This window comes from Acidothermus cellulolyticus 11B (assembly GCF_000015025.1).
Lineage (GTDB): Bacteria > Actinomycetota > Actinomycetes > Acidothermales > Acidothermaceae > Acidothermus > Acidothermus cellulolyticus.
In genome coordinates this window covers 1,046,363-1,070,360 of sequence record NC_008578.1, presented here as the reverse complement: position 1 = coordinate 1,070,360, position 23,998 = coordinate 1,046,363, and the positions used below count along the sequence as shown (strand labels likewise).

The 23,998-nt window shown below is 66.7% G+C and carries 22 protein-coding genes and 1 riboswitch; of the genes, 9 read left to right on the top strand and 13 right to left on the bottom strand.

What is annotated here, in order from left to right:
* On the bottom strand, positions 1–1,038 hold the full coding sequence (locus tag ACEL_RS11450) for a C40 family peptidase (protein WP_011719807.1): 1,038 nt from the start codon (positions 1,036–1,038) through the stop codon (positions 1–3).
* 12 nt (positions 1,039–1,050) lie between these two features.
* A riboswitch (cyclic di-AMP (ydaO/yuaA leader) is annotated at positions 1,051–1,179 on the bottom strand.
* Positions 1,180–1,728: 549 nt separating this feature from the next.
* Here ACEL_RS11450 and ACEL_RS05005 point away from each other — a divergent pair.
* The 3 genes from ACEL_RS05005 (at position 1,729) to ACEL_RS04990 (ending at position 7,278) form a co-directional block, all read left to right on the top strand.
* Positions 1,729–4,521: a glycoside hydrolase family 9 protein gene (locus ACEL_RS05005; protein ID WP_148204546.1), complete on the top strand. Its 2,793-nt coding sequence runs from the start codon at positions 1,729–1,731 to the stop codon at positions 4,519–4,521.
* Positions 4,522–5,128: 607 nt separating this feature from the next.
* On the top strand, positions 5,129–6,829 hold the full coding sequence (locus ACEL_RS04995) for a DEDD exonuclease domain-containing protein (protein ID WP_011719804.1): 1,701 nt from the start codon (positions 5,129–5,131) through the stop codon (positions 6,827–6,829).
* Between the two features lie 161 nt (positions 6,830–6,990).
* Positions 6,991–7,278: an Lrp/AsnC family transcriptional regulator gene (locus tag ACEL_RS04990; protein WP_011719803.1), complete on the top strand. Its 288-nt coding sequence runs from the start codon at positions 6,991–6,993 to the stop codon at positions 7,276–7,278.
* 27 nt (positions 7,279–7,305) lie between these two features.
* On the opposite strand, the gene trpD is transcribed toward ACEL_RS04990, so the two are convergent.
* Both trpD and ACEL_RS04980 read right to left on the bottom strand, forming a co-directional pair.
* Positions 7,306–8,373, bottom strand: a complete 1,068-nt coding sequence (gene trpD, locus ACEL_RS04985; protein ID WP_011719802.1) for an anthranilate phosphoribosyltransferase — start codon at positions 8,371–8,373, stop codon at positions 7,306–7,308.
* 14 nt (positions 8,374–8,387) lie between these two features.
* Positions 8,388–8,795, bottom strand: coding sequence for a response regulator (locus tag ACEL_RS04980; RefSeq protein ID WP_011719801.1), 408 nt, complete (start codon positions 8,793–8,795; stop codon positions 8,388–8,390).
* Between the two features lie 294 nt (positions 8,796–9,089).
* On the opposite strand from ACEL_RS04980, the gene ctaE reads away from it, so the two are divergent.
* From ctaE to qcrB, 4 genes are read left to right on the top strand one after another with little or no spacing between them, the layout of a single operon-like run.
* On the top strand, positions 9,090–9,761 hold the full coding sequence (ctaE, locus tag ACEL_RS04975) for an aa3-type cytochrome oxidase subunit III (protein WP_011719800.1): 672 nt from the start codon (positions 9,090–9,092) through the stop codon (positions 9,759–9,761).
* A gap of 36 nt (positions 9,762–9,797) precedes the next feature.
* Positions 9,798–10,604 (top strand): cytochrome bc1 complex diheme cytochrome c subunit, encoded by an 807-nt coding sequence (gene qcrC / locus ACEL_RS04970; RefSeq protein ID WP_011719799.1) that lies wholly within the window; start codon positions 9,798–9,800, stop codon positions 10,602–10,604.
* Positions 10,601–11,593 (top strand): cytochrome bc1 complex Rieske iron-sulfur subunit, encoded by a 993-nt coding sequence (qcrA, locus tag ACEL_RS04965; protein WP_011719798.1) that lies wholly within the window; start codon positions 10,601–10,603, stop codon positions 11,591–11,593. The genes qcrC and qcrA overlap by 4 nt, the downstream gene beginning before the upstream one ends.
* Positions 11,590–13,296, top strand: coding sequence for a cytochrome bc1 complex cytochrome b subunit (gene qcrB, locus ACEL_RS04960; protein ID WP_011719797.1), 1,707 nt, complete (start codon positions 11,590–11,592; stop codon positions 13,294–13,296). Before qcrA ends, qcrB begins: the two co-directional genes overlap by 4 nt.
* Before the next feature lie 128 nt (positions 13,297–13,424).
* On the opposite strand, the gene ACEL_RS04955 is transcribed toward qcrB, so the two are convergent.
* On the bottom strand, positions 13,425–14,699 hold the full coding sequence (locus ACEL_RS04955) for an RCC1 domain-containing protein (protein WP_049751394.1): 1,275 nt from the start codon (positions 14,697–14,699) through the stop codon (positions 13,425–13,427).
* A gap of 154 nt (positions 14,700–14,853) precedes the next feature.
* Here ACEL_RS04955 and ACEL_RS04950 point away from each other — a divergent pair, with 154 nt between their 5' ends.
* The gene (locus tag ACEL_RS04950; protein WP_011719795.1) at positions 14,854–15,507 is read left to right on the top strand and encodes a signal peptidase I; all 654 of its coding nucleotides are present in this window, start codon (positions 14,854–14,856) and stop codon (positions 15,505–15,507) included.
* Between the two features lie 62 nt (positions 15,508–15,569).
* On the opposite strand, the gene ACEL_RS04945 is transcribed toward ACEL_RS04950, so the two are convergent.
* The 9 genes from ACEL_RS04945 to ACEL_RS04905 all read right to left on the bottom strand — a co-directional run bounded on the left by ACEL_RS04945 (position 15,570) and on the right by ACEL_RS04905 (position 22,999).
* Positions 15,570–15,968, bottom strand: a complete 399-nt coding sequence (locus tag ACEL_RS04945) for a cytochrome c oxidase subunit 4 (RefSeq protein ID WP_011719794.1) — start codon at positions 15,966–15,968, stop codon at positions 15,570–15,572.
* A complete protein-coding gene (gene ctaD, locus ACEL_RS04940; RefSeq protein ID WP_011719793.1) occupies positions 15,965–17,677 on the bottom strand; it encodes an aa3-type cytochrome oxidase subunit I in 1,713 nt (570 codons plus the stop codon). The genes ACEL_RS04945 and ctaD overlap by 4 nt, the downstream gene beginning before the upstream one ends.
* Positions 17,674–18,516 (bottom strand): aa3-type cytochrome oxidase subunit II, encoded by an 843-nt coding sequence (ctaC, locus tag ACEL_RS04935; RefSeq protein WP_011719792.1) that lies wholly within the window; start codon positions 18,514–18,516, stop codon positions 17,674–17,676. Before ctaC ends, ctaD begins: the two co-directional genes overlap by 4 nt.
* A gap of 216 nt (positions 18,517–18,732) precedes the next feature.
* Complete coding sequence (locus ACEL_RS04930; protein WP_011719791.1) at positions 18,733–19,752, bottom strand: carbohydrate kinase family protein; 1,020 nt, start codon at positions 19,750–19,752, stop codon at positions 18,733–18,735.
* 161 nt (positions 19,753–19,913) lie between these two features.
* The gene (erpA, locus tag ACEL_RS04925) at positions 19,914–20,264 is read right to left on the bottom strand and encodes an iron-sulfur cluster insertion protein ErpA (RefSeq protein WP_041834959.1); all 351 of its coding nucleotides are present in this window, start codon (positions 20,262–20,264) and stop codon (positions 19,914–19,916) included.
* A gap of 121 nt (positions 20,265–20,385) precedes the next feature.
* Entirely contained in the window at positions 20,386–20,961 is a 576-nt protein-coding gene (pspAB, locus tag ACEL_RS04920) for a PspA-associated protein PspAB (protein ID WP_011719789.1), read from the bottom strand.
* 12 nt (positions 20,962–20,973) lie between these two features.
* A complete protein-coding gene (htpX, locus tag ACEL_RS04915) occupies positions 20,974–21,894 on the bottom strand; it encodes a zinc metalloprotease HtpX (RefSeq protein WP_041834958.1) in 921 nt (306 codons plus the stop codon).
* 38 nt (positions 21,895–21,932) lie between these two features.
* A complete protein-coding gene (gene pspAA, locus ACEL_RS04910) occupies positions 21,933–22,211 on the bottom strand; it encodes a PspA-associated protein PspAA (RefSeq protein ID WP_011719787.1) in 279 nt (92 codons plus the stop codon).
* Positions 22,208–22,999 carry a PspA/IM30 family protein gene (locus ACEL_RS04905; protein WP_011719786.1) on the bottom strand — a complete coding sequence of 264 codons (792 nt, stop codon included), beginning with the start codon at positions 22,997–22,999 and terminating at the stop codon, positions 22,208–22,210. The genes pspAA and ACEL_RS04905 overlap by 4 nt, the downstream gene beginning before the upstream one ends.
* Positions 23,000–23,387: 388 nt before the next feature.
* On the opposite strand from ACEL_RS04905, the gene ACEL_RS12255 reads away from it, so the two are divergent.
* The gene (locus ACEL_RS12255; protein WP_011719785.1) at positions 23,388–23,966 is read left to right on the top strand and encodes a DUF3043 domain-containing protein; all 579 of its coding nucleotides are present in this window, start codon (positions 23,388–23,390) and stop codon (positions 23,964–23,966) included.
* Positions 23,967–23,998 lie beyond the last annotated feature (32 nt).

Below are 23,998 nucleotides of genomic sequence, written 5' to 3'. Positions count from 1 at the left end.
CTACGGGCGGGAAGCGCCGACGATGTCATGGCGATACCCGAAGTTGGTGATGCGCACGGTCGTGCCGGTGTACGGAGCTTCGATCATCTCGCCGTTGCCGATGTAGATGCCGACGTGGTGGATCGGATGCCCGAAGAAGATCAGATCGCCCGGTTGCAGCGCGGACAACGACACGTGCGGCGTCACGGCGTACTGCGCCGCCGCGTTGTGAGGCAGCGAGACGCCCGCCGCCTCCCAGGCACGCATGGTCAGCCCGGAGCAGTCGAACGACGACGGGCCGGCGCCACCCCAGCGGTACGGCTTGCCGAGCTGGGCGTACGCATACCGGACGGCGATCGCCGCCGCTCCCGCACCCGCCGGCGCGGGCAGGTCGAGCGCAACCCGCGGCGCGGACCGGGTGACCTGCTGCTGAGCCGCCCGGGCCCGGGCTTCCGCTGCGGCCTGCGCAGCGGCCTGCTGCCTGGCGGCGGCCTGCTGCGCGGCGACCAGCGCCTGCTGACGGGCCACGAGCTTTTCGATCCGACTGCGCTGAGCCGCGAGGGAGTCTCGTAACGCCGCGATGGCGGCGACGTCCTGGGCGGCCTGCCGGCGCAGCTGGGTGAGGTGGACCTGCGCGGCCTGCAGGTCACGCAAGGCGGACTGCCTTTGGCTGAGGAGAAGGGTGAGGGTCTGCACGCGGCTGAGGGCGAGCTGCGGATCGCCGCTGACGAGGAGCGCTTCGAGGACGCCGGTGTCCCCTGCCTGGTACGCAACGACCGCAAGGCCGGCGACTGTCGTCCGCGCCGCGGCGACCTGCTGTTCGGCGCGGCTCACCGCCGACTGCGACGACTGCACGCGCCGCTCGGCGGCTTGCAGCCGATCATTAGCTGCGTTGTATTGCTCGATGAGCAGTTCGGCCTGGTCAGCGAGGCTGGCAAGTCTGGTCTGCGCATCGGCCGCCGTGCTCTGCGGATCGGCGGAGGCGCTGCCGACGGAGAGCGACACGCCGAGAACGACCGCCAAGCCGGCAAGCGTCGGCCGCAGGAGGGAAGGCGCCACGAGGGCGGTCTCCTGTTCTTCCTCAGCGCCTACCGGGTTAGCTGACGGGTTCGGGCGGGAAGAGTCGCCCTACCGCGGACGCGGATTCACCCCTGGGGAAGGTGGGTCCCCGGCTCCTGGTGGATTCGGCGCGGGCGATCGTTGCCGCACGGTGCGGCTGCCGAACGACCGCTTGGGCAGGAGCGTAGTTTCTCCGTTGCCCGATCGCAACCATTTCGCAACGTTGCCCTTACGGTGACGTCCGTCACCCTGCGGAGGGTGCCGGCACGTCATCACGCCGGTGTGCGGGTACGTCGGCAGCGCGTCGTTGTCGGCCCCTCGGGGTGCAGGTACGGCGCGCCGCCAATGTGCAGGTACGGTACCCGCCGGTGTCGCACGTACGGCGCGCCGCGGTTCGGCCGGCCCGGCCTGGCTGGCGGCGAACCCGGGACGGTGGCCCCTTCATCACGGCCGGACCCACCTGGTTGGCAGCGGAGCCGGCTCCCCCAGTCCTTTCGAAACTTTGCCGAAAGCCCGTGCAGGGTCTTGACTTTCTGGCCGGGCACGCTACTGTCCTTCTCGCGGAATTTTTTCCGTGACTGTTGCGACGGCCATTCCGGACCGTGGTTTCTTCGCAGGGTCGCCCGGTAACTGCCGTTACCGAAACACCTCGGCTCATTTCATACACGCGTGGAGAACGGACGGTCTGGCATGGTCAAGCCCAGGGTGCGCCGGGTCTGGCGGCAGCAGGTGCTGCGCCGGCGATTGCTGAGATTCAGCGCGGCAGCGAGCGCCGCGGCGGTCGGGTCCGCCGCTCTCGTGGTAAGTGGTCTCGGCTCGGCGGCGAGCGCCGGGGTCACGGCCCATTACTCCCTCCCGCTTGCCTTACAGGAATCGCTGTATTTTTACGACGCGCAAAAATCAGGTCCGGCCCGCAGCCTCGGTGACCAGCCGCTGGAATGGCGCGGCGACTCCGAGCCGTCGGATTCGTGCGTCCCGTTGCAGCCCATGTCGAAGAACGTCGGCACAAACCTGTCGGCCACCTTCATCGCAGCAAACCGCGCGATTCTCGACCCTGACGGCAACGGCTGTGTCGACCTCTCCGGCGGATTCCACGACGCCGGCGACCACGTGAAATTCGGTCTTCCGCAGTCGTACGCCGCCTCCACCCTCGGTTGGGGAATGTACGAATTTCCGCAGGCATTCCGTGCCACTGGCACCTGGGCGCACGGGCTGGACGAATTGAAGTGGTTCAGCGACTACTTCCTGCGGTCGACGTTCCGCGATTCCTCCGGCAAGGTTGTCGCGTTCGCGTACCAGGTCGGCGAGGGTTCCGTCGACCACAATTACTGGGGTCCCTCAGAGCTGCAGAGCGCCACGCTGTATCCCCGGCCGGCGTACTTTGCCACAGCGGAAACACCGGCGAGTGACCAAGCAGCCGGCGCCGCGGCAGCCCTCGCCGTCCACTCGCTGCTCGTCGCATCCAGCGACCCCGCCTATTCGGCCAAACTGCTCGACACCGCACAGGCGCTGTACGCGTTCGCCGTTCAGTACCGCGGTCTCGGCTACTCCGGCGGGTTCTACAACTCCAGCTACGACGAAGACGAACTGGCGTGGGCGGCGGTCTGGCTGTATCTGGCGACCGGCCAGCGTTCCTATCTCACCGACATTCTCGGCACGGACGCCGCCGGGCACTACACCGGATGGATGAAGCGCATCGTCGCCGATACCACTAACACATGGCAGAACATCTGGGTGATGTCGTGGGACACCAAATGGGGTGGGGTGTTCAGCGTCCTCGATCCGATCGTGAACGGCGACACGACGATCCCGCAAGCCGTGCGCGACCAGATCCACTACTTCAACAAGTGGCAGGTGCAGTACTGGTCGCATGTCCCGCACGACAATGCCTCCGACACGAACTTCATCGCCACGACTCCCGCCGGATTCGCTTTCCTCACCACCTGGGGATCCGCTCGGTACAACACGGCCGCGCAACTGGAAGCCCTGGCGTACCGGCAGAATTTTCCGAACGACCCCCAGTCGACCGCATTCAGCGACTGGGCCATGGGGCAAATGAACTACCTCATGGGTGACAATCCGGCGAAGTTCTCGTACATCGTTGGTTTCGGTTCGACGACCCCGGGCGTCGGCTCGCTCGTCGGCGGATCCGCGACCGCCGCGTCGCACCCGCACCACGCCGACGCGCACGGCTCGCTCACCAACAGTCAGAACGACCCGCCCAACGACCGGCACATTCTCTGGGGGGCGCTCGTCGGCGGCCCAGATGCCCAGGATCATCCCGACGACGTGACGACCGATTACGTCCTCAACGAGGTGGCCGTGGACTACAACGCGGCATTCGTCGGCGCATTGGCCGGACTGTACACGTACTACGGCCAGAACCAGCAAATGACCGCCTTCACCCCGGTTCCCGAGCCAGCGGAGAATCCGTACTACGCCACCGCGACGCTCAATCAGAATTCCAACCAGGGAACCCAATTGACGGTGACTATCACGAATACCGCGACCCACCCACCGCACTTCGAGAGCGGCCTGAGCGCACGGGTGTACTTCGACATCCGATCCCTCTGGCAGCACGGTCAAACGATTGCTGACATATCGACACCGGTGTACTACGACGCGGCCGCGCAAATCGACGGAACACCGGCGAAAGTCAGTGCACCAGTCCGGTGGGGCGACGCGTCCAGTTGCGTCTACTACGTGACAATCGACTGGTCGGGACATCCCATCGGTTTGCCGCCCTCGCGGGCATTCCAATTCGGCATCAACGCAGCGATCGGCCCGAATTGGACCTACTACTGGGATTCGTCGACGTCCTACAGCCTGACCGGTCTTGCGGCGGGAACGTACGCCGCGACTCCGGATCCGTACATCCCGGTGTACCAGAACGGGACCCGGGTCTTCGGACAGGAACCGCCGCTGGACGCCGACGAGGCGTGCGGCTCCGGCTCGTCGCCGAGCCCCGCGCCGTCCAGTACGCCGACGCCGACGCCGACACCATCACCGAGCCCGACACCAACGCCGAGCCCGACTCCGACGCCGAGTCCGACGCCGACTCGGACGCCGACGCCATCACCGAGCTCGAGCCCGACGCCAACGCCTACCCCAACGCGTACCGCGACACCAACCCCGACACCGTCAAGCGGCGCGTTGCGGTGCACCGTACGCTACGTGAAACAAAGTGAGTGGCAGAACGGCGCCACCATCAACGTCACGATTACGAACGGCGGCACCTCCGCGATTTCTGGCTGGAGCCTCGTCTGGTCGTTCCCGAATTCGTCGCAACGCGTCAACGGGGCGTGGAACGCAACGGTCAATCAGAGCGGAACGACCGTCACGGCAAGCAATCCCGCCAGTGCGTGGAACGGCACCATTGGCCCGAGCGGTTCGGTCAGTTTCGGCTTTAACCTCGCGTACTCCGGCAGCGATCCGGTGCCGACCGCGTTCAGCCTCAATGGCAGTTCGTGCGCCGTCGGATAACCCTGCGGGCACGTCCGCCGCTGCGGGAGGGTGAATCCCTCCCGCAGCGGCGGTGACGGCTTCAGCGGCCACCATGCATCTTCAGCGGCCGCCATGCATGTCGCGAGCGCATGTCGTAACCGCCGCGGCCCGTCACCCGGCAAGCCGGTCGTGTCGGAGCGGTGGAACAAGACCGTAATCGGCGAGAACGGAAAGGGCGCGCCGTTCGGTGGGGTCAAGCTCAACCTCCGTTCTCGGTGCCCCGTCCAAGATGACTGAGATCACACAGTCGGAGCACGCGTCACCGCGGACGACGCACCGCGCGCAATCGACGAGCATGGGACCTCCTCGGCATGCGACCACCTTCGGCGGTAACCGACGTACGGGCACACCGTACGGACGACTGCCGACATTTCCCGAGGTCTGCCGCAGCCGCCGATTCAGGCCGCCCCGAACCGGCCCGTGACACAGCCGCCCGCGCCCCGGACGTTGCTCGCGCGGTGCCACTCCCGGACGTAGCGGCCGCCGCCCGCGCCCCGGGCGTTGCGGCGTCGTTCCGCGAAACTGTCCCCGGCCTGGACTACCGTCCGGTGCTGTGCGAACGCGCGACGGACAGCGATCACGCGCCGTGACGAGCGGTCCTGGGCCGGGGTTCCGGCAAACCACGATCGACGATCTCGACACACCGCTGCGGGACGTCACGTTCGTCGTCGTCGACCTGGAGACGACAGGTGGTGCGCCCGGAACCGGAGCCATCACGGAGCTCGCCGCCGTGAAGGTCCGCGGCGGTGAGGTGCTCGGTGAGTTACAGACGCTGGTCAACCCGGGCCGGCCGATTCCGCCGTTCATCACCGTGCTCACCGGCATCACCGACGCGATGGTCGCCCCCGCACCACCGATTGACGCCGTCCTGCCGACATTCCTGGAATTCGCGACCGGCAGCGTTCTGGTTGCCCATAACGCGCCGTTTGACGTCGGTTTCCTCCGCGCCGCCTGTGCCGCCGCCGGTTATGACTGGCCGGAGTTCGAGGTCCTCGACACGGCACGACTGGCCCGCAGAGTCCTCACCCGGGAGGAAGCGCCGAATTGCACCCTCGCCACGCTGGCGCGGGTGTTCAGGGCGAAAACCACGCCGAATCACCGGGCGCTCGCCGACGTATACGCGACCATCGACGTCCTGCACGGCCTGCTCGAACGATTGGGCTCCTTCGGCGTCGGGTCCCTGGCCGACGTGCGAACCTTCAGCGCCAAGGTCACCGCGACGCAACGCCAGAAACGCCACCTCGCCGAGCGGCTGCCGCACGCGCCCGGCGTCTACCTGTTCCGGGACCGTCAGGGCCGGGTGCTGTATGTCGGAAAAGCCAAGGACCTTCGACAGCGGGTGCGCAGCTATTTCACGGCAGCGGAGACCCGCGGGCGGATCGTCGACATGCTCCGCGTCGCCGAGGACGTCACACCCATCGTCTGCGCCACCGAGCTCGAAGCAGAAATTCGCGAAGTGCGGCTCATCGCCGAACACAAGCCTGCGTACAACCGGCGATCGAAATTCCCGGAGCGGACCTGGTGGGTGAAGCTCACCGATGAACGCTTCCCACGGCTTGCCGTCGTCCATACGGTTCGCAACGACGCAGCCACCTACCTCGGACCGTTCAATGTCCGGGAGAGCGCGCTCCTGGCGGTGGAGGCGCTGCAGGACGCCTTCCCCATCCGCCGATGCCCCGACCGGCTCGGACCCCGAACCCGCCGACCGCCCTGTGCATGGTTCGAACTCGGCCGGTGCGGCGCGCCGTGCACCGGTGCGCAATCGCCGGACGCGTACCGGTCGGTGGTCGCCGCGGTCCACCGGGCGATGACGAGCGACCCCTCAGAGGTTGTCGCCGCCGCGCTGCGCCGCATCACCCCGCTGGCCGCGGCGCAACGATACGAAGAAGCTGTCCCGATCCGCGATCGGCTCGTCGCCTATCTGCATGCTGTCGGGCGCGCACAGCGGCTCGCCGCACTCGCCGGTTGCCGACAGATCGTCGCCGCCCGACCTGGTCCGGACGGCGCATGGGACGTCGCCGTCATTCGCCACGGCCGCCTCGCCGGGGCCGGTCTGATACCAGCCGGCGAGCCGGAGGTTGACCGCCAGCTCACCGCGATCGTCGCGACCGCGAGCACCTCCCTGCCACGGGGTGTCGGGATCACGGCCTATGCCGACGCGGAAGAGATGGAGCTGCTCCTGCGCTGGCTCGACCAGCCCGGCGTCCGCCTGCTCGACGTCGAGGGAACATGGGCGATCCCCATCAACGGCGGCCTTGCGTCGAACCACGTCCGGATAGCCGCCTAGCGTCGCGCTCCGTCACGTCCCGGTTCGGGCATGACGTCCCGGTTCGGCTGAGTGCCCGCGCGCGCCGCTGCGCCCGCGCCCGCGGCATCACCAGCAGATTCCTCAGTTGCCGGCGGATATCGCCCGCAGGGTGCCCGGTTACCGGCGGATAAGGTACTTACGTGATCACAGCAATCGTCTTGATCAAGACGCGGGTGGACCGAGTCCCCGAAGTCGCCGAACAGATCGCCGACCTGCCGGGGGTGACCGAGGTGTACTCGGTGACCGGCGAGTTCGATCTCGTCGCGCTCGTCCGGGTCCGGCAGCACGAGGAACTCGCTCGCGTCATCCCCGCCCGGCTGAACAAGGTGGACGGCGTCACCGCCACGGAGACCCTCGTCGCGTTCCGCACCTATTCGCGGCACGACCTTGAGGCGGCGTTCTCCCTCGGGCTTGACGAGGAGACCTAGCCGAAAAGACGTAGCCGCCCTGCCCAGCTACGAGCGATCCGCATCAACGCCTCGCGCCGCCTGACTTGCCTCCACCCAGGCATCGAGCAACTGAGCCGCCTTACCGGTATCGATAGCGGCGGCGCATCGGGTCATCGCCGCCGAGATCTGGTCGACCAGCTGATCCGGACGCGGCGTGTCGAACGCCGTCAACCCGGCCGCGGCGTTCAGCAGGACGGCGTCCCTGATCGGCCCCCGCTCACCGGAGAGCACCGCGCGGGCGACCGCCGCATTGTGCCGGGCATCTGCGCCACGAAGCGCCGCGGTGTCGGCCGGCTCGATTCCCACCGCCCGCGGGTCGAACGCGACCTCCTGCACGGAACCGTCGCGCACCACCCAGACCGTGGACGTCGTCGTCACGGTCAATTCGTCGAGCCCGTCATCGCCGCGGAACACCAGCGCCCGCATGCCGCGGCGTGCGAGCACACCGGCCACCACCGGGGCCATCCGCGGATCAGCCACCCCGACCGCGCTCGCCGTCGGACGCGCCGGATTCGTGAGCGGCCCGAGGAAATTGAAGACCGTCGGAATCCCGATCTCGCGGCGGGCCACGGCCGCGTACCGCAGCGACGGGTGAAACACCGGGGCGAAACAGAACCCAATACCGGCTCGCTCAATGCAGCGCGCCACCCCGGCGCCGTCCAGATCGATCGCCACGCCGAGCGCTTCGAGAAGGTCGGCCGAACCGCAGGCCGAGGACGCCGCCCGGTTGCCGTGTTTGGCAACAACAACGCCGGTGGCCGCGGCCACGATCGCCGCCATGGTGGAGATGTTCACCGTGTGGGCCCGGTCGCCGCCCGATCCGACGATGTCCAGCGCCTCCCCGATCGGCGGCACCGGCGCAGCGAGGGCAAGCATCACAGACGACAGCCCCGATACCTCCTCGGCACTCTCCCCCTTGGCCCGCAACGCCACGGCGAACGCGGCGATCTGGGCGTCCGTCGCCTCTCCGCTCATGATCTGGTGCATCGCCCAGGCGGCTTCCGCTTCGGTCAAATCACGGCGCGCCAGCAGAGCGGAGAGCACCTCCGGCCAGCTCGGCGTGTCGGCAGTCATCGGCACCGACCGGTTCAGCTGCGCCGCCGCAGCAGATCCACCACGACCGGCGTCAAACGCACGCCGTCGACGGGATGCAAGACGGTGGCATCCGCACGGGACCAGGTGGCAAGCCACCCGTCGTCCCGGCGGGCGATCAGGACGATGACCGGAGGGCACCGGTAAATCTCGTCCTTGAGCTGACGGCAGAGTCCCATTCCCCCGGCCGGCACCGCCTCGCCGTCGAGGATGAACAGGTCAACGTTCTCGTGATCGGCCGCTTCGAGGACGGCGTACTGGGTGGCGCACTCGATGTACCGCAGCTCGGGAAGGTCCGGGGCCGGACGCCGTCCGAGGGCCAACCGAACCCGTTCCCGCACCGTCGCGTCGTCGCTGTAGACCACGACCGTACGGGTCTCGACACGGTGCGCCGTATGCGGCATTCGCGCTCCATCCTCACTCGGCATCGACGGCAGACGGGGCGGATTGACCTCGGTGGTGGCTGCCATCGGCCCGGCTACGGTCATGCTCCGCCTCTTCCCATTCCTGCCCCACTCGTTGCGGCGATTGGGTGTGTTCGACGACGTGTGCTGGGGCCGATCGTATCGCGGTGGTCATGTCGCACCGGACCTGCTCCGCACGCACTCGACTCGGGCCTGTCGGCGGGCCGCGAGGGGCGACACGCGCGAACCGGGGGGCCGCGCACCGGCGCCAACCGGCCAGAGAATAATGGCGCCGTGGCAACCGCAACGACCGTGGGCAAGAGTCACGCCCATGGGTCTTTCACCCGTCCCAGTCTGGTCAGCGTCGGCACCATCGTGTGGCTCTCCTCCGAGCTCATGTTCTTCGCCGCGCTGTTCGCCATCTACTTCACGATTCGCTCGGTCCAGCCGGTCTGGCCGATGCCGGTCCGCGGGCCAGGCACGCCGCCGGTCAAGCTCGAGACCGGATTCGACGGCATCATCACGATCGTCCTGGTGCTCTCCAGCGTGACCTGCCAGCTGGGCGTCTTCGCCGCCGAGGAACGGCGTCTGCGCCGCAGCGGGTCGATTTTCCGGGTCTCGTCGTGGGGACTCCGCGAGTGGTATCTGCTCACCCTCCTGATGGGCGCGGTGTTCGTCGCGGGGCAGTGCTACGAGTACAGCCGGTATGTGACCGACTACCACGAGGGCCTGAATGGGATGACGATTTCGTCATCCGCCTATGGTTCGATTTTCTACCTCGCCACCGGATTCCACGCGATGCACGTCACCGGTGGGCTCATCGCCTTCGTCCTGCTCATGCTGCGGCTCTCCAAGGGGCGCTTCACCCCAGAGAAAGTGACCAGTGCGGTTGTGGTGTCTTACTACTGGCACTTCGTCGACGTGGTGTGGATCGGGCTCTTCTCGACAATCTTCCTCATCAAATAGCTCGTCCGGCTTGGTGCGCGTGGTGAAGGAGATGACGTGAGAATTCGGCCGCAGCGTTTGCGGGTCCGGCATCGGCGGCTTGCGGGCGTGTTCGTCTTGCTGGCGGCGCTGCTCACGGTCGGGACGGCGTACAGCGTGGCGACGACACGCACCGGGTCGGCCGCCAGCGGCGACCCAGGTGCCCAGATTGCCCAGGGGCGCGCGCTTTTCCTGCAAGGATGCGCAAGCTGCCATGGGAAAGCGGGTGAGGGCACGGCCGCCGCGCCGAGCCTCATCGGCGTCGGAGCCGCAGCCGTCGATTTTCAAGTGAGCACGGGCCGTATGCCGTTGGCCCAGGCCGGAGCACAGGCGCCCGCGAAACGGCCGCGGTACACCCAGGAGCAGATCGATGCGCTTGCGGCGTACGTCGCGTCGCTCGGACCCGGACCGGCAATCCCGGGTAAGGAGCAGTACACCCCGCCGAAGAACGCCGACCTGGCGTTTGGCGGCACCTTGTTCCGCACGAATTGTTCCGCGTGCCACAACTTCACGGGGGAAGGCGGGGCGCTGGCTTATGGCAAGAAAGCCCCGCCGCTGACCCACGCCACGGACAAGCAGCTGTACGAGGCGATGCTCACCGGACCGGGAACGATGCCGGTCTTCTCTGACCAGCAGCTGACCCCGCAGGAAAAGCAGGACATCATCGCGTACATCACGACGGTCCGCAGCGTGCCGGATCCGGGTGGGTTCAACCTCGGCCGGCTCGGACCGGTGACCGAGGGCCTCGTCGGTTGGCTCATCGGAATGGGCGTGCTCGCCGTTGTCGCCATGTGGATCGGTGCACGGGCGAAGAGGGCGCAATGACCGACCAGCAGATTCACGAGAATCGTCCAACGCCGCGCGAGGATATCCGCCCGCGGGTCATCGAGCGGGTGATACGGCCACAGGACGCCGATCCCCGCCGCGCGAAACGCGCGGAACGGATCGTGGCGCTGTCCTTCCTCCTCTCGGCCGTCGGCACCGCCGGTTTCATCGCGGCATACGTGGCGTTCGTCCCGCACAGCACGGGAAGTGCGGGGACGTCGAACCGGTGGCTCGGGGCCAGCCTCGGCGTCGCCCTCGCCGGCCTGGCGTTCGGCCTCATCGGGTGGGTCCGTTGGCTCATGCCCGCGCACGAGACGGTTGAGGAGCGCCACAGTCTCGCCTCCCCGGAGCGGGATGTCGCCGCCGCCGCGGACATCGTGATGACGGGCTTCCGCGAGACCGGACTGCCCCGGCGGTCGTTGCTCAAGCGGACGTTAGGGCTTGCGGCGGGGCTTCTTGCCCTGCCGCCCATCGTTATGCTCCGCGACCTTGGCCCATTGCCGCGCACCGGCCTCCGTACCACCCCGTGGCAGAAGGGATCTCTGCTCTACAACGCCGAGACCGGACGTCCCGTGAAACTCGGCGACCTGGAGGTCGGTGGGTTCACCACGGTGCTGCCGCTGCCGCGCGAGCAACTCTCCGAGGAAGACCTGGCGAAATCCGCCGTGGTGCTGATCCGGCTGCGCCCCGGCACCAACAAGCCGTTGCCTGGGCGCGAGAACTGGGCCTACCAGGATCACGTCGCGTACTCGAAAATCTGCACCCACGTCGGATGCCCGCTCACCCTGTACGAGAAGCAAGTGCAGCAACTGCTCTGCCCGTGCCACCAATCGACATTCGACGTGCCGGACGGCGCCAAGGTCATCTTCGGCCCGGCGGCACGCCGGCTGCCCCAACTGCCGATTTCCGTGCACCCCGACACCGGCGAGTTCTACGCCACCGCGGGGTTCGATGAACCGGTCGGTCCGAGTTTCTGGGAGCGAGGATGACCAGCGAATACCGGCCGACAGCCGACGGGCACGCCAGCGTGAACGGACGGCGGGCGCCTGCTCAGGTCCGGAGGGCGTTGGCCGAGGTCGACGAACGCTTCGGTGCGGCGACATTCCTCCGCCGCACGTTGAACAAGGTTTTTCCGGACCACTGGTCGTTCATGCTCGGGGAGATCGCGCTCTATTCGTTCGTCATCCTGCTCCTCTCCGGCACATTCCTCACATTGTTCTTCCACCCGAGCTCGCAGGAGGTCGTCTACAACGGCTCCTACGCGCCGCTTCGCGGCATCAAGATGACGGAGGCATTCAACTCGACCCTGCATCTGTCGTTCGATGTGCGAGGCGGCCTGCTCGTCCGCCAGATTCACCACTGGGCGGCGCTGCTCTTTGTCGCGGCCATCATCGCCCACATGTGCCGGGTTTTCTTCACCGGAGCGTTCCGACGGCCGCGTGAGACGAACTGGCTCATCGGCTTCACGCTGATGACCTTGGCGTTGCTGGAAGGATTCGCCGGCTACTCGCTCCCCGACGACCTCCTCTCCGGAACCGGTCTGCGCATCGCCTACGGAGTAGCCGAATCGATTCCCATCGTCGGCACCTACGTCGCTGCGTTCGTCTTCGGCGGGCAGTTTCCCGGCACCGAACTCATTCCTCGCCTCTACGTGGTACACATCCTGCTCATCCCCGGCTTGCTGCTTGCCCTGATTTCCGCACACATGATGATCATGTGGCATCAGAAGCACACGCAGTGGCCGGGTAAGCACCGCAGCAACGACAATGTCGTCGGGGCGCCGTTCTACCCCGCGTTCATGGTGAAGACCGGCGGCTTCTTCTTCGCGGTTTTCGCCGTTACCGTGCTGCTCGCCGCCTTCTTCCAAATCAACCCGGTCTGGTTGTACGGGCCGTACGATCCGACACAGGTCTCCGCGGGTTCGCAGCCGGACTTTTACATCGGGTGGCTCGAAGGCGCGTTGCGCATGATGCCTAACCCGGAGACAAATATCGCAGGCCATACCATCAGCTGGAACGTCTTCGTTCCGGCGGTGCTCATTCCGGGCTTGTTCTTCACCGCGATGGCGGTGTATCCGGCCTTGGAGGCGTGGGTCACCGGGGACCGCGAGATTCACAACATCTGCGACCGACCGCGGAACCGGCCCGGCCGCACCGCTCTCGGGGTCATGATGATTTCGTACTTCGCCATCATGCTCCTCGCCGGCGCCAACGACCTCATCTCCGTGCATTTCGACATCAGCCTGTACACGACGACGTGGATTTTCCGCATCGCGTTTCTTGTCGTACCCCCGTTGGCTTTCTTTGTGACGCGGCGGATCTGCCTCGGTCTCCAGCGGCATGACCTGCGCACGGCGCACCACGGGTACGAGACCGGGCGGATCGTCATGCTCCCGCACGGGGAGTTCATCGAAGTCGAGCAGGAACTTCCGGACGACGCGGTCGCGCGGATGGGATTGGAGTACCGGCAGGGCCCGGCACCGGAGTTGCCGCCGCCGGTTGACGAACACGGGGTGCGCGCGCCGCACACCCGGAATCCGCTGCTGAAAGTGCGCCGGGCGTTGGGCACGGTCTGGTACGAGCCGGAACTACCGGAAGCACGCGAAATCGGCCACGAGCTGGTGCCACAGGACGCGGCGACGCCCGGCGACGGTCGGCCCGGCGGAACGGAGGGCCAGCCGGGCGGGCACTAGACGCCACGCAAATCGCTTGCGAGTCTGCCCCTACCCATACGGCGATGGGCTGTGCCGCGTGACACTCGGCGTGCCGCGCTTGCCGCGGCCGCTGACACCGCCGTCCTTGCGGGGGTTTGCCGTCGGTGTTATTTGATGATGTACGTGCTGTTGGATTGCGAGCCGGAGAAGACCGCCTGCACGGTCGCGAACGGTAATTGAACCGGCAAGGTCTGCTGGGTGGTATTGCCTTGACCGAGCTGTCCGTTGGTGTTGTTGCCCCAGCACCAACCGGTCCCGTCGCTGCGGGTCGCGCAGGTGTGCTGATACCCCAGTGAGACGGTGTTCCAGTTCGTCGCTGTCGTCACCTGCTGCGGCGTCAACTGCGGCGTATTGGTGTTGCCGATGCCCACCTCGCCGTTGCTGTTCTCCCCCCAGCACCACAATGTGCCGTTGGTGCGGATGGCGCAGGCGGTGTACTGACCGGCGGAGACCGTCACCCAGCTCGTGCCGCTCACCTGCGTGGGACTGTACTGCGGCAGCGTGTTACCGATCCCGAGCTGGCCGTGGGTGTTGTCTCCCCAGCACCACAGCGTGCCGTCGCTCTTCGTCGCGCAGGTGCTCAGATATCCGGCGGCGACACTGGTCCACGTCGTCGCTGTCCCGACCCGGGTGGGCGTGAGATACGACGATGGACTGTTGCTCCCGAGACCGAGTTGGCCGCTGCCGTTGGCCCCCCAGCACCAGAGACTCCCGTCGGTCTGGATTCCGCAGGCATGGTAGAGCCCCGCGGTCACCGTCGTCCACGTTGCGGTGCCGATCTGCACCGGCTGGAGCCGGCTTGTGGTGTCGCCGGTTCCGAGCTGCCCATTGCCGTTGCCGCCCCAACACCAGAGCGTTCCGTCGCCGCGGATCGCGCAGCTGAAATCGTCGCCGCCCACCGCCATCGAGAAGTTGGTGTTGGTCTGCGGCTGAACAGGCGAGTACTGGTCGGTGTTGTTGCCGATGCCGAGCTGCCCGGTGGCGTTCGATCCCCAGCACCACAGGCTGTTGTCGCTCCTGACCCCGCAGGCGTGCCGGGCTCCACCGCCCACCTGCTTCCACTGCGACGTGCCAACCTGCACGGGACTGTAGTGCACCGACGTATCCCCGAGCCCGAGCTGCCCGTTGGCGTTTGCTCCTACGCTGTACAAGGCGCCGTTGGGCGGAAACACCGACGCCGCCGAGAAAGAATTCGCGCTGTTCGTCGTCGTGGCCGAGAAGACCGAGTACGCCGACCCCATCGTGCCGCTGAGAATCAACTCGAGCAGCACGACACCAGCGGCGAGGATCAGAAGGGCCGGTCGAGGACGGCTCAGCCGGAACCGACCCCGGGCACGCAGGATCAGCGTCACCGACCGCGGCGGCTCGGACGCAAGGCTCACACGTCCCCATCGGAGCGTTCGTCCGTTACCTGAGCCGCAGCCGGGCGGCCCAACCCGGGGCGGGCGGTCCGGCATGCTTAGCTCCCGAGCGCGGCGCGCTCTCTGCCCGGTCCGGCATGCTCATCTGCCCGGCCCGGCGGTCGATGGAACGGCGATGAGCGTCCAGACCGAGATCGTGCGGCCCGGTCTCAGCGAGCCGGGCGCCGGACTCCTCCGGCGCTTCGGCACCCGGCCGGCCGGCACGCCCATCCGGGTCGGCTGGCTGCTGCTCCGCGGGAGCGTTGTCGGCCTGGTCACGACCGTGCTCAGTTTGATGATCTGGGCTGTTGTTCCGCTGCTCGTCGGCTGGCACGGCAGCGTGGTGCTCTCCGGCTCCATGCGGCCCGCCCTCACACCCGGCGATGTTGTCCTGTACGCGCCGGTACGGCCGTCCGAGATCCGGCCGGGCCAGGCGATCGTGTTCCGCGACCCCGCCATGCCGGGCCGCGTCGACGTCCACCGAGTTGTTCGCCGCACTAATGGCGGCGGCTTCATAACCCGGGGCGACGCCAACGCGCACCCGGATTCGACCCCTGTGCCGCCCGGAAATGTTCTGGGCCTGCCGCGGCTCCGGGTACCCTGGGTCGGGCTCCCGCAGTACCGGTGGCGTCGCGGCGACGTAGCCCACCTTGCGCTGACCACCGCTCTGCTCGCCGGAGCCGGCTGGGTGGCCGTCATGGATCGGCGGCGTCGCCCGATGTCAACGCCCAAGCACCGCCGCTCATCCCAGAACGGGCCTGTTGCCCGGCCGATTTCCGGTTGCCGGTAGCGGTCCGCCGGCGGAACGACCGGCCGGCGCGCGGCTGCGCCGACCGACCAAGCCGATGCCGTCTACCGTGGCGTGTGCACGCCCCGGTAATACTCCATGAGGAAACCCGTGGCGCTGATCAGCACCAGCATGATGCCGACGATCACCAGCCACCAGGCGAAAACCACGCCAAGGGCGGCAATAGCGCTCGATCCAGCTAGGAAGAGCGGCCACCAGCTGTTGGCCGGGAAGAAGCCGTACTCGCCGGCACCTTCGGAGATCTCGGCATCGGGACGGTCCTCCGGACGAAGACCGGTTCGCCGACCGGTGACGAAGAGGAAGAAGCCGACCAGGAATGCCAGACCTACCGTAAGCGCGAGCGCCGTCGTGCCCGTTGGGTCGTGTGAGGTGTACCAGTAGACGACGTCCACAATGGCAAAGAAAGCCGCCCAGCCGGCGAAGAGGAATCCCTCGGTCTTCACGCCTGCTCACCTCCCGACACGGTTCCCCCAGTGACCGGAATCCGCTGGCGGTACTCCGGAACCAGCGAGAGCTCCGGGTGGTGGAGGTCGAAGGCGGGGCGGAAGGAGCGGATGCGGGGCAGGCGGCGGAAGTTGTGCCGGGGTGGTGGGCAGGAGGTCGCCCATTCCAGGGAGGCGCCCCAGCCCCACGGGTCGTCGACGCCGACGTGGGGGGCGTACCGCCAGGTCCGCCACACGTTGATACCGAACGGGATCATCGACAGCGCCAGGAGGAACGAGCCGATGGTCGAGACGGTGTTCAGCGTGGTGAACCCCTCGGTGGGCAGGTAGTCGGCGATCCGTCGGGGCATGCCTTCCACACCCAGCCAGTGCTGCACGAGGAACGTGGTGTGAAAGCCGATGAACAGCGTCCAGAAGTGCATCTTGCCGAGCCGTTCGTCGAGCATCTTGCCGGTCATCTTTGGCCACCAGAAGTAAAACCCGCCGAACATGGCGAAGACCACGGTGCCGAAGAGCACGTAATGGAAGTGCGCTACCACGAAATACGTGTCGGTGACGTGGAAATCCAACGGCGGTGACGCGAGAATGATCCCGGTCAGCCCGCCGAAGAGGAACGTCACGAGAAAGCCGAGCGCCCAAAGCAGGGGGGTGTCGAAGGAGAGCTGACCGCGCCACATCGTGCCGATCCAGTTGAAGAACTTCACCCCGGTCGGCACCCCGATGAGGAACGTCATCAGCGAGAAGAACGGCAGCAGCACCGCGCCGGTGGAGAACATGTGGTGCGCCCACACACTCATCGACAGCCCGGCGATGGAAATGGTCGCGAACACCAACCCCTTGTAGCCGAAGACCGGTTTCCGGCTGAACACCGGGAGGATCTCGGTGATGATTCCGAAGAACGGCAGCGCGATGATATACACCTCGGGATGGCCGAAGAACCAGAACAGGTGCTGCCAGAGAATCGGGCCGCCGTTGGCCGGATCGAAAATATGCGCACCAAGTTTGCGATCCGCCTCCAACGCCAGCAACGCCGCCGCCAACACCGGGAACGCGAGCAGCACCAGCAGACTCGTCAAGAGCACATTCCACGTGAAGATCGGCATGCGGAACATCGTCATCCCCGGCGCCCGCATCACCAGAATCGTGGTAATGAAATTCACGCCACCGAGGATCGTCCCCAGGCCGGAAACAACCAACCCCATGATCCACATGTCGCCGCCGAGTGACGGCGAGTGGGCGACGTCCGACAACGGCGTGTAGGCGTACCAACCGAAATCCGCCGCCCCACCCGGTGTGAGAAAACCACCAACCGTAATCAACCCGCCGAACAAGAAAAGGTAGTAGCTCAGCAAATTCAACCGGGGAAACGCCACATCCGGCGCACCGATCTGCAACGGCATCACGACATTCGCAAAACCGACGAACAGCGGTGTCGCGAACAACAGCAGCATGAGCGTGCCGTGCATGGTGAAGAGCTGGTTGTACTCCTCCGGCGTCAAGAACTGCAACCCGGGCCGGGCCAACTCCGCCCGCATCAACAACGCCATGATCCCCGCGATGATGAAGAACCCAAACGACGTGATCAAATACAACTGGCCGATCAGTTTATGATCCGTCGTCGTCAACCAGTTAACAATCACCGACCCGCGCCGCTGCGCCCGTTGGATTCGACGCGCTTGAACGTCGACGCGATCCACCACGGTGGTCATGACGCACCTCCGGCGGCGTACTGCGCTTTCATCGTCTCAAGGTCATGCTGGTATGTCACCGGATCCACCACCTTGACATAGAAGATCATCTGGTCGTGGTAGAGGCCGCAGAGCTCGGTGCACCGGCCGATGTAGGTGCCTTGCTTGTCCGCGTCGATATGGACGTCGAATTCGCTCATCCGACCCGGAATGACGTCCCGCTTGAACAGGAAATTCGGCACCCAGAAGGCGTGAATCACGTCCGGCGAGACGAGCTTGAACCGGACCGTCTCGCCGGCCGGCAGTTCAAGCGTCGCCGGATGTCCATGCGCAGCATCACCGGTCACCTGAGCCACAATCGGCGCATCGGGTTGCGGCCCGCTCAAGTAGTTGAACTGCCAATCCCACTGGTAGCCGACGACCTCGACCGTCACGTCGGGATGGGCTGACAACTTCGTGACGTAGTTCTCGTCCCGGGCGGTGAAGTAGAAGAAAACAGCGACGAAGATGACCGGGACGACCGTGTAGAGCACCTCAATCGGCACGTTGTACGTCGTCTGTGGAGCCTGTGCGCCGTCCCGTTTGCGGTAGGCGATAACGCACCAGATGATGAGCCCCCAGACGATGCAGCCTACAAAGAGCGCCGCCGCCCAACCGCCTTGCCAGAGCCGCAACACCCGTTGCGCCTGCGCGGTGATCGGTGTCGGCATGCCGAGCCTCGGCAGGTCGTTCGCCGTGCACCCGCTCGTCAACCCAACCAGCGCGACAAGCAGGCCAATGCGGACAACAACCGAACGTCGCCGGTGGGCAGTTTTCGCCGTACCGCCATCGTGCCTTGCGGGCAGTGCGCTACCCCTCACGTCGAGGCCTTCCGTCTGGTCCCAGATACCGACCCATGCCGTTCCGGAAGCAACCGGTGAACCGACCGGGCCTCGCGATGCGAGGCCGCTTCGACCCTACTGCACGGCACGATGCGGAACCGCGACAGGGCGCACCCTGTTGCGGCAGGTCGTCCAATGCCGCTCGGTACGCCGGTCCTACCGGCCCGACGAGCAATCGCACCGCCAGGCCGGGAGCTACCGCTGCCTCCCGCCGGCCGGCCCGCCGCTGTCCGGGTCGGTGACGCCCAGCCGGGGTGCGACCTCCGCGGCCGCAGCCGGCCCGAACGCCGCCGCGAATCGGTCGATGAAGTGCTCAGGTTTGACCTCGTACTCCTGCGTGCCCACCGTCTCCAAGGCGTACGTCGCAAGCAGCGAACCGAGTTGCGCGCAGCGCTCCCAACCCAACCCCCAGCACATCCCGGACAGGAAACCGGCGCGGAACGCATCACCGACGCCGGTCGGGTCGACGAGCTCGTGCGGCGGCACAGCCGGCACCCGGATCGGGGGCGCGTCCGGGGATTCGACGACGGCACCGTGCGCGCCGAGGGTGGTGACGCGGACGCCGACCCGGTGGAGCACCTCGGCATCGGTCCAGCCCGTCTTCCGCTCCAGCAGCGCCTTCTCGTACGCATTGCAGAACAAGAGCGCCGCACCGGTGACGAGCTCCCGGAGCTCGGCGCCGTCCATGTTGGCCACCTGCTGGGAGGGATCCGCAACGAACCGGTATCCCCGATTCCGGCACTCCGCCGTGTGCCGCTGCATCGCCTCGGGATCATTCGGGCTGATGACCACCCAGTCGAGTCCGCCGAGCCGCTCCGCCACCGGAGCAAGCTCGATCGTGCGCGCTTGCGTCATCGCACCCGGGTAGAACGACGCGATCTGATTCTGCGCAGCGTCCGTCGTGCACATGAACCGAGCGGTGTGGAACAGCTCGAACACGTGCACGGATGCGGTGTCAACGCCGTGCCGGTCAAGCCACGACCGGTAGTCAGCGAAATCAGCGCCGGCCGCCCCCACGAGCGCAGGTCGCAGCCCGAGGGCGGCCATGCCATAGCAAATGTTCGCCGCCACGCCGCCCCGGCGAATTTCCATCCGGTCGACGAGGAACGAGACAGAGACCCGTTCAAAGTGATCGGCAATGAAGTCATCGGTGAACCGACCGGGATAGAACATCAATTGGTCGGTCGCAATGGAGCCGGTGACCGCGATCCGCACCGTCACTCCTCTTGCGGCACCGACGTGCCGACCGGAAACGCCGCCGTTCTCCAGCCGCGGCAGCGATGATACAGACCCGCCTCACCGCCCGACGGCACCGAGCGCCCACGACCGCCCCGGACCGTCGCCCGCCCCGGTCCGCGCCGGTCAGCAGAAAACGATCAGTGGAAGGAGTCGCCGCACGCGCAGGAGCCGGTGGCGTTGGGATTGTCGATGGTGAAGCCCTGCTTCTCGATGGTGTCGACGAAATCAATCGTCGCCCCGGCGAGGTACGGCGCGCTCATCCGGTCGACCACCACGTTCACGCCGCCGAATTCCTGCACGAGATCGCCCTCGATGCTGCGATCGTCGAAGTACAGCTGGTAACGCAATCCCGAGCAGCCACCGGGCTGGACGGCGACCCGGAGCGAGAGATCGGTGCGACCCTCCTGCTCGAGCAGGGCGCGCACCTTCGCCGCCGCCTTGTCGGTAAGGATGACCCCCTGCGCTGTAGCCTCACTGCGTACCGTCATCTGTCCACTGCCCTCCGCTGCGTCGTCTGAACGCATTCCATCGTCGCACATTGCCAGAGGCTCCGCAGTCCGGCGCGGCCGCTATATCCGGCCCGGGCTCACCGGGATCGGCGGATCACCGTCACAGGCCGGGAGCGCCCCAGACCGGAAACCATCGTTCCAGATCTTTCTCCATTTTCACGTCGTTCTCCAAGAGGCTCGCGATCTGCAGCTCGAGCTGGTTGTCCCTGCGCTGACCGGATCCGGGCAGCGGAGCGAACGGGTAGAACGTGCCCCGCTTGTACAGGTAGATGAGGGCGAAACGCCGTCCATCGGCGTGGGCGAACGACACTAGGGAACACAGCAACGCTGGCCCGAAACCGGCAGCCTGCAGGGTCGAATTGACCGCATGGATGTCGGTGACCAGGCCGGGCAGGTCCGCCGGGTCGTGGCGGATCAGCAGCCAGGTGTAGCCGAATTCGTCCTTGCTGGCCTCGACCTTCGGACCTTGATCAGCGTCCAGGAGTTCTTGAACGTCCGCTTCGGTACGAGCGAAGGCGGCGCCCTCGACCGGCTTGTACGCCACCGAACCAAGACCGGTCGGAGTAAAGCCGATCGCTGCTTGAAGCGTCAGTGCGGCAGCCGGCAGGCCGAACAGATCGTCAAGGTCCGGGCGGGCCGGCTTCGACCGGCCGAGGAGCACGTCCAATAAGCCCACGGTCGGCAGCCCCTACATCTCGCCGAGCTCGCGGGAGAGCTTCGCCAGTTGGGCGAGGCGCTTCTCCAGCGGAGGGTGCGTCGAGAACAGGGTGGAGAGGGAGAAGCCCTCCGCGAGCGCCGGGGTGAAGAAGAAAGCGTTGAACGCCTCGGCGTGCCGCAGGTCACGGGTGGGGATGCGGGCCATCGCGCCGGTCACCTTCTGCAGAGCGCTGGCCAGCGCACTCGGCCGGCCGGTGAGGAGCGCTCCGGAGCGGTCGGCCGAGAGCTCCCGGTACCGGGAGAGCGCCCGAATCAGCAGGAAGCTGATCGCATACACCAGCATCGAGATCAACATGATGAACACGAAGATCAGGCCGGCCGCGGCGCCGTTCTGGTCACGGCCCCGGCGTTCATATCCGCTGAACAGCCCCGCATAAAACGCCCACCGGCTGATCATGCCGGCGAGGATGCCGAGAAACGACGCGATCGTCATGACCGCGACGTCCTTGTGCGCCACGTGGGACATCTCATGCGCGAGCACGCCTTCGATCTCCTCAGGGTCCAGACGGCGCAGGAGACCCGTCGTGGCACACACCACCGCATGCTTGGGACTCCGGCCGGTGGCGAAAGCGTTGGGGATGTCGGTGTCAGCGATCGCCACTTTCGGCTTGGGCGCACCGGAGAGCGCACAGAGCCGGTCGACGATGGCGTGCAATTCCGGCGCTTCCTGCTCCGTCACGATCCGGCCGTTCATGGCAAAGAGAGCGATACGGTCGGATGCGTAGTACTGCAGCAGGAAGAAGCCGCCGACGACGATGACAATGAACGTGATGGAAATCTGCAGGGCGACCAGCGCGGCGACGAAAGCCACGTAGAGCAGCCCAAGCAGAAACATGACGACGGCCATCCGGGTGACCAGGCCGCGGTCGGGAGCAATACGCGTTCGAGCCATAAGGGTTGACGCTCTTGGCCTCACGAAGGGTCGTTCCCTCATCCAGGGATGAGACCCTCCTCGCCAAGAAGTGCCCGCACCTCCTCCACCGTCGCGTCCGCAGGCGGAAGCACCAAGTCCGACGGGCCTAGATAATCGTCGGGCAGCCGGTGTCCGCGCTCTTGAACCAGAACAAGCATCTCGCCCAGCGCCTGCCGAAAAGCCAATTCGTCGCCGCGATCTACGGCGGCTTGCAAGGCGGCGTCCAGCTCGTTGAGCGCCGCGACCGTCTCCTCAGAGACGTCGAATTGGCCTTGCCCCAGCAACCGGATAATCACACCGACCCCTCGGTTTCACTTGCAGCCGGGGACGCCGATCCGGCCTCGCCCCCGCTGCCCGCACCCAGCGCCGGCGTCGGCTTCCCGGCGGAGAGTTCGTTCTTCATACGGGCGAGTTCCAACTCCACCTGGTTGGTGGAAGCCATCCGGTCCAGCTCGGCTTGGATGTCGTCCTTGGTCGTACCCGTCACGTCCTCCAGGGCGCCGGAAGCGAGCAGCTCGTCGATCGCACTGGCCCGAGCCTGCATCGCCTGCGTCTTGTCTTCCGCACGCTGAATCGCCAGACCGACGTCGCCCATTTCCTCGGAAATTCCGGAGAAGGCCTCCCCGATCCGCGTCTGTGCCTCGGCCGCCGTGTACGTCGCCTTGATCGTTTCCTTCTTCAGCCGGAAGGCATCGACCTTCGCTTGGAGTCGTTGCGCGGCAAGGGTGAGTTTTTCTTCCTCCGCCTGCAGATTGGCGTGCTGCGCCTGCAGATCCGCAATCTGGTTCTGCAGCGCGGACTTGCGGGTCAGCGCCTCCCGCGCGAGGTCTTCCCGACCCTGCGCAAGAGCGGCCCGCGCCTGGTTGTCCAGTTTCTCGACCTGCTGCTGCAGCTGCTGTGCTTGCAATTCGAGGCGTTTCCGCGAGGTGGTGACATCAGCGACGCCGCGCCGTACTTTCTGCAGCAGCTCCAACTGCTTGGTGTAGCTGTAGTCAAGCGTTTCCCGGGGATCCTCCGCGCGGTCCAAGACCTTATTCGCTTTGGCCCGAAAGATGAGCGACATACGCTTCATCAACCCAGCCATGGCTGCCGACTCCTCTTCTCCCGGGCGACCGATCGCGCCGCCGAGCACGAACGCACCTCCAGCGTATGCATCACAGCCTAGGCGCGGACGCCGACGGCGGTCTGCTCTATCCGACGATCTGCGGACACCCGGCGTTCCATGCGCGCGGTTGGCTCCCGCGTTCGCCCGCCGCTGCGTGGTCGGTTTCGGCCGCCGGTCGTCGGCTTCGCCCGCCGCTGCGTGGTCGGTATCGGCCGCCGGTCGTCGGCTTCGCCCGCCCCTGCCCGGCCCATCGCGGCCCCCTGCCTGGCCCATTGCGCCCGCCCCCGCCCGGCCCAATGGGCCCTCCTGCCTGTCCAGGGCGCGGTGGCTGCGCAGCCGCAGCCGCTGTCCCGCTACGCTGAGGCGCGTGTTCCGACGGAGCACTGCGAACGGCACCGCGGCCGATCAGCCCGGTGCGGTGCCGGCGTCGTCTGAGGCAACCCAACCGAGCAGCGGCAAGGGCCGGCCGACCCGCAAGCGCCGCGAAGCCGAGGCCGCGCGGCGCGTCCCGTTCATCGAACGTGCGACGCGGGGATCGCGACCGAGCCGTGCCGAGCTTTACGCGCGGCGGGAGGCGATGCGGCGAGGCGAGGAGAGCGCGCTGCCCGCACGGGACCGGGGTCCGGTCCGGCGGTTCGCCCGGGACTACGTCGACGCCCGGCGCAACCTTGCGGGACTCTTCCTCCCGCTCGGCTTGCCGCTGATCATTCTGCTCAACGTGCCGTCGCCGCTGATTCGATACTTTGCGGCCCTCCTGCTCTACGCACTGATCTTCGCAATCATCTTCGATTCGATCTTCCTTGCCTGGGCGGTACGACGTGCCGCGGCAGCCCGCTTTCCTGGAGAGCCGCTTCGCGGGCTCGGCATGTACGCCGTCCTGCGCGCCATGCAGCTGCGCCGTGCCCGGATCCCGGCGCCACGGGTCCGCCGCGGCGAGAAGGTCTAGCGGGCATCCGGACGGCCCAGTGACCAGCCGAG

Coding starts and splice junctions, on each gene's coding strand:
- ACEL_RS05005 (WP_148204546.1), top strand. CDS start 1,729: ATGGTCAAGCCCAGGGTGCGCCGGGTCTGGCGGCAGCAGGTGCTGCGC.
- trpD (WP_011719802.1), bottom strand. CDS start 8,373: ATGACTGCCGACACGCCGAGCTGGCCGGAGGTGCTCTCCGCTCTGCTG.
- ACEL_RS04980 (WP_011719801.1), bottom strand. CDS start 8,795: ATGCCGCATACGGCGCACCGTGTCGAGACCCGTACGGTCGTGGTCTAC.
- qcrA (WP_011719798.1), top strand. CDS start 10,601: ATGACCGACCAGCAGATTCACGAGAATCGTCCAACGCCGCGCGAGGAT.
- qcrB (WP_011719797.1), top strand. CDS start 11,590: ATGACCAGCGAATACCGGCCGACAGCCGACGGGCACGCCAGCGTGAAC.
- ACEL_RS04950 (WP_011719795.1), top strand. CDS start 14,854: ATGAGCGTCCAGACCGAGATCGTGCGGCCCGGTCTCAGCGAGCCGGGC.
- ctaD (WP_011719793.1), bottom strand. CDS start 17,677: ATGACCACCGTGGTGGATCGCGTCGACGTTCAAGCGCGTCGAATCCAA.
- erpA (WP_041834959.1), bottom strand. CDS start 20,264: ATGACGGTACGCAGTGAGGCTACAGCGCAGGGGGTCATCCTTACCGAC.
- htpX (WP_041834958.1), bottom strand. CDS start 21,894: ATGGCTCGAACGCGTATTGCTCCCGACCGCGGCCTGGTCACCCGGATG.
- ACEL_RS04905 (WP_011719786.1), bottom strand. CDS start 22,999: ATGGCTGGGTTGATGAAGCGTATGTCGCTCATCTTTCGGGCCAAAGCG.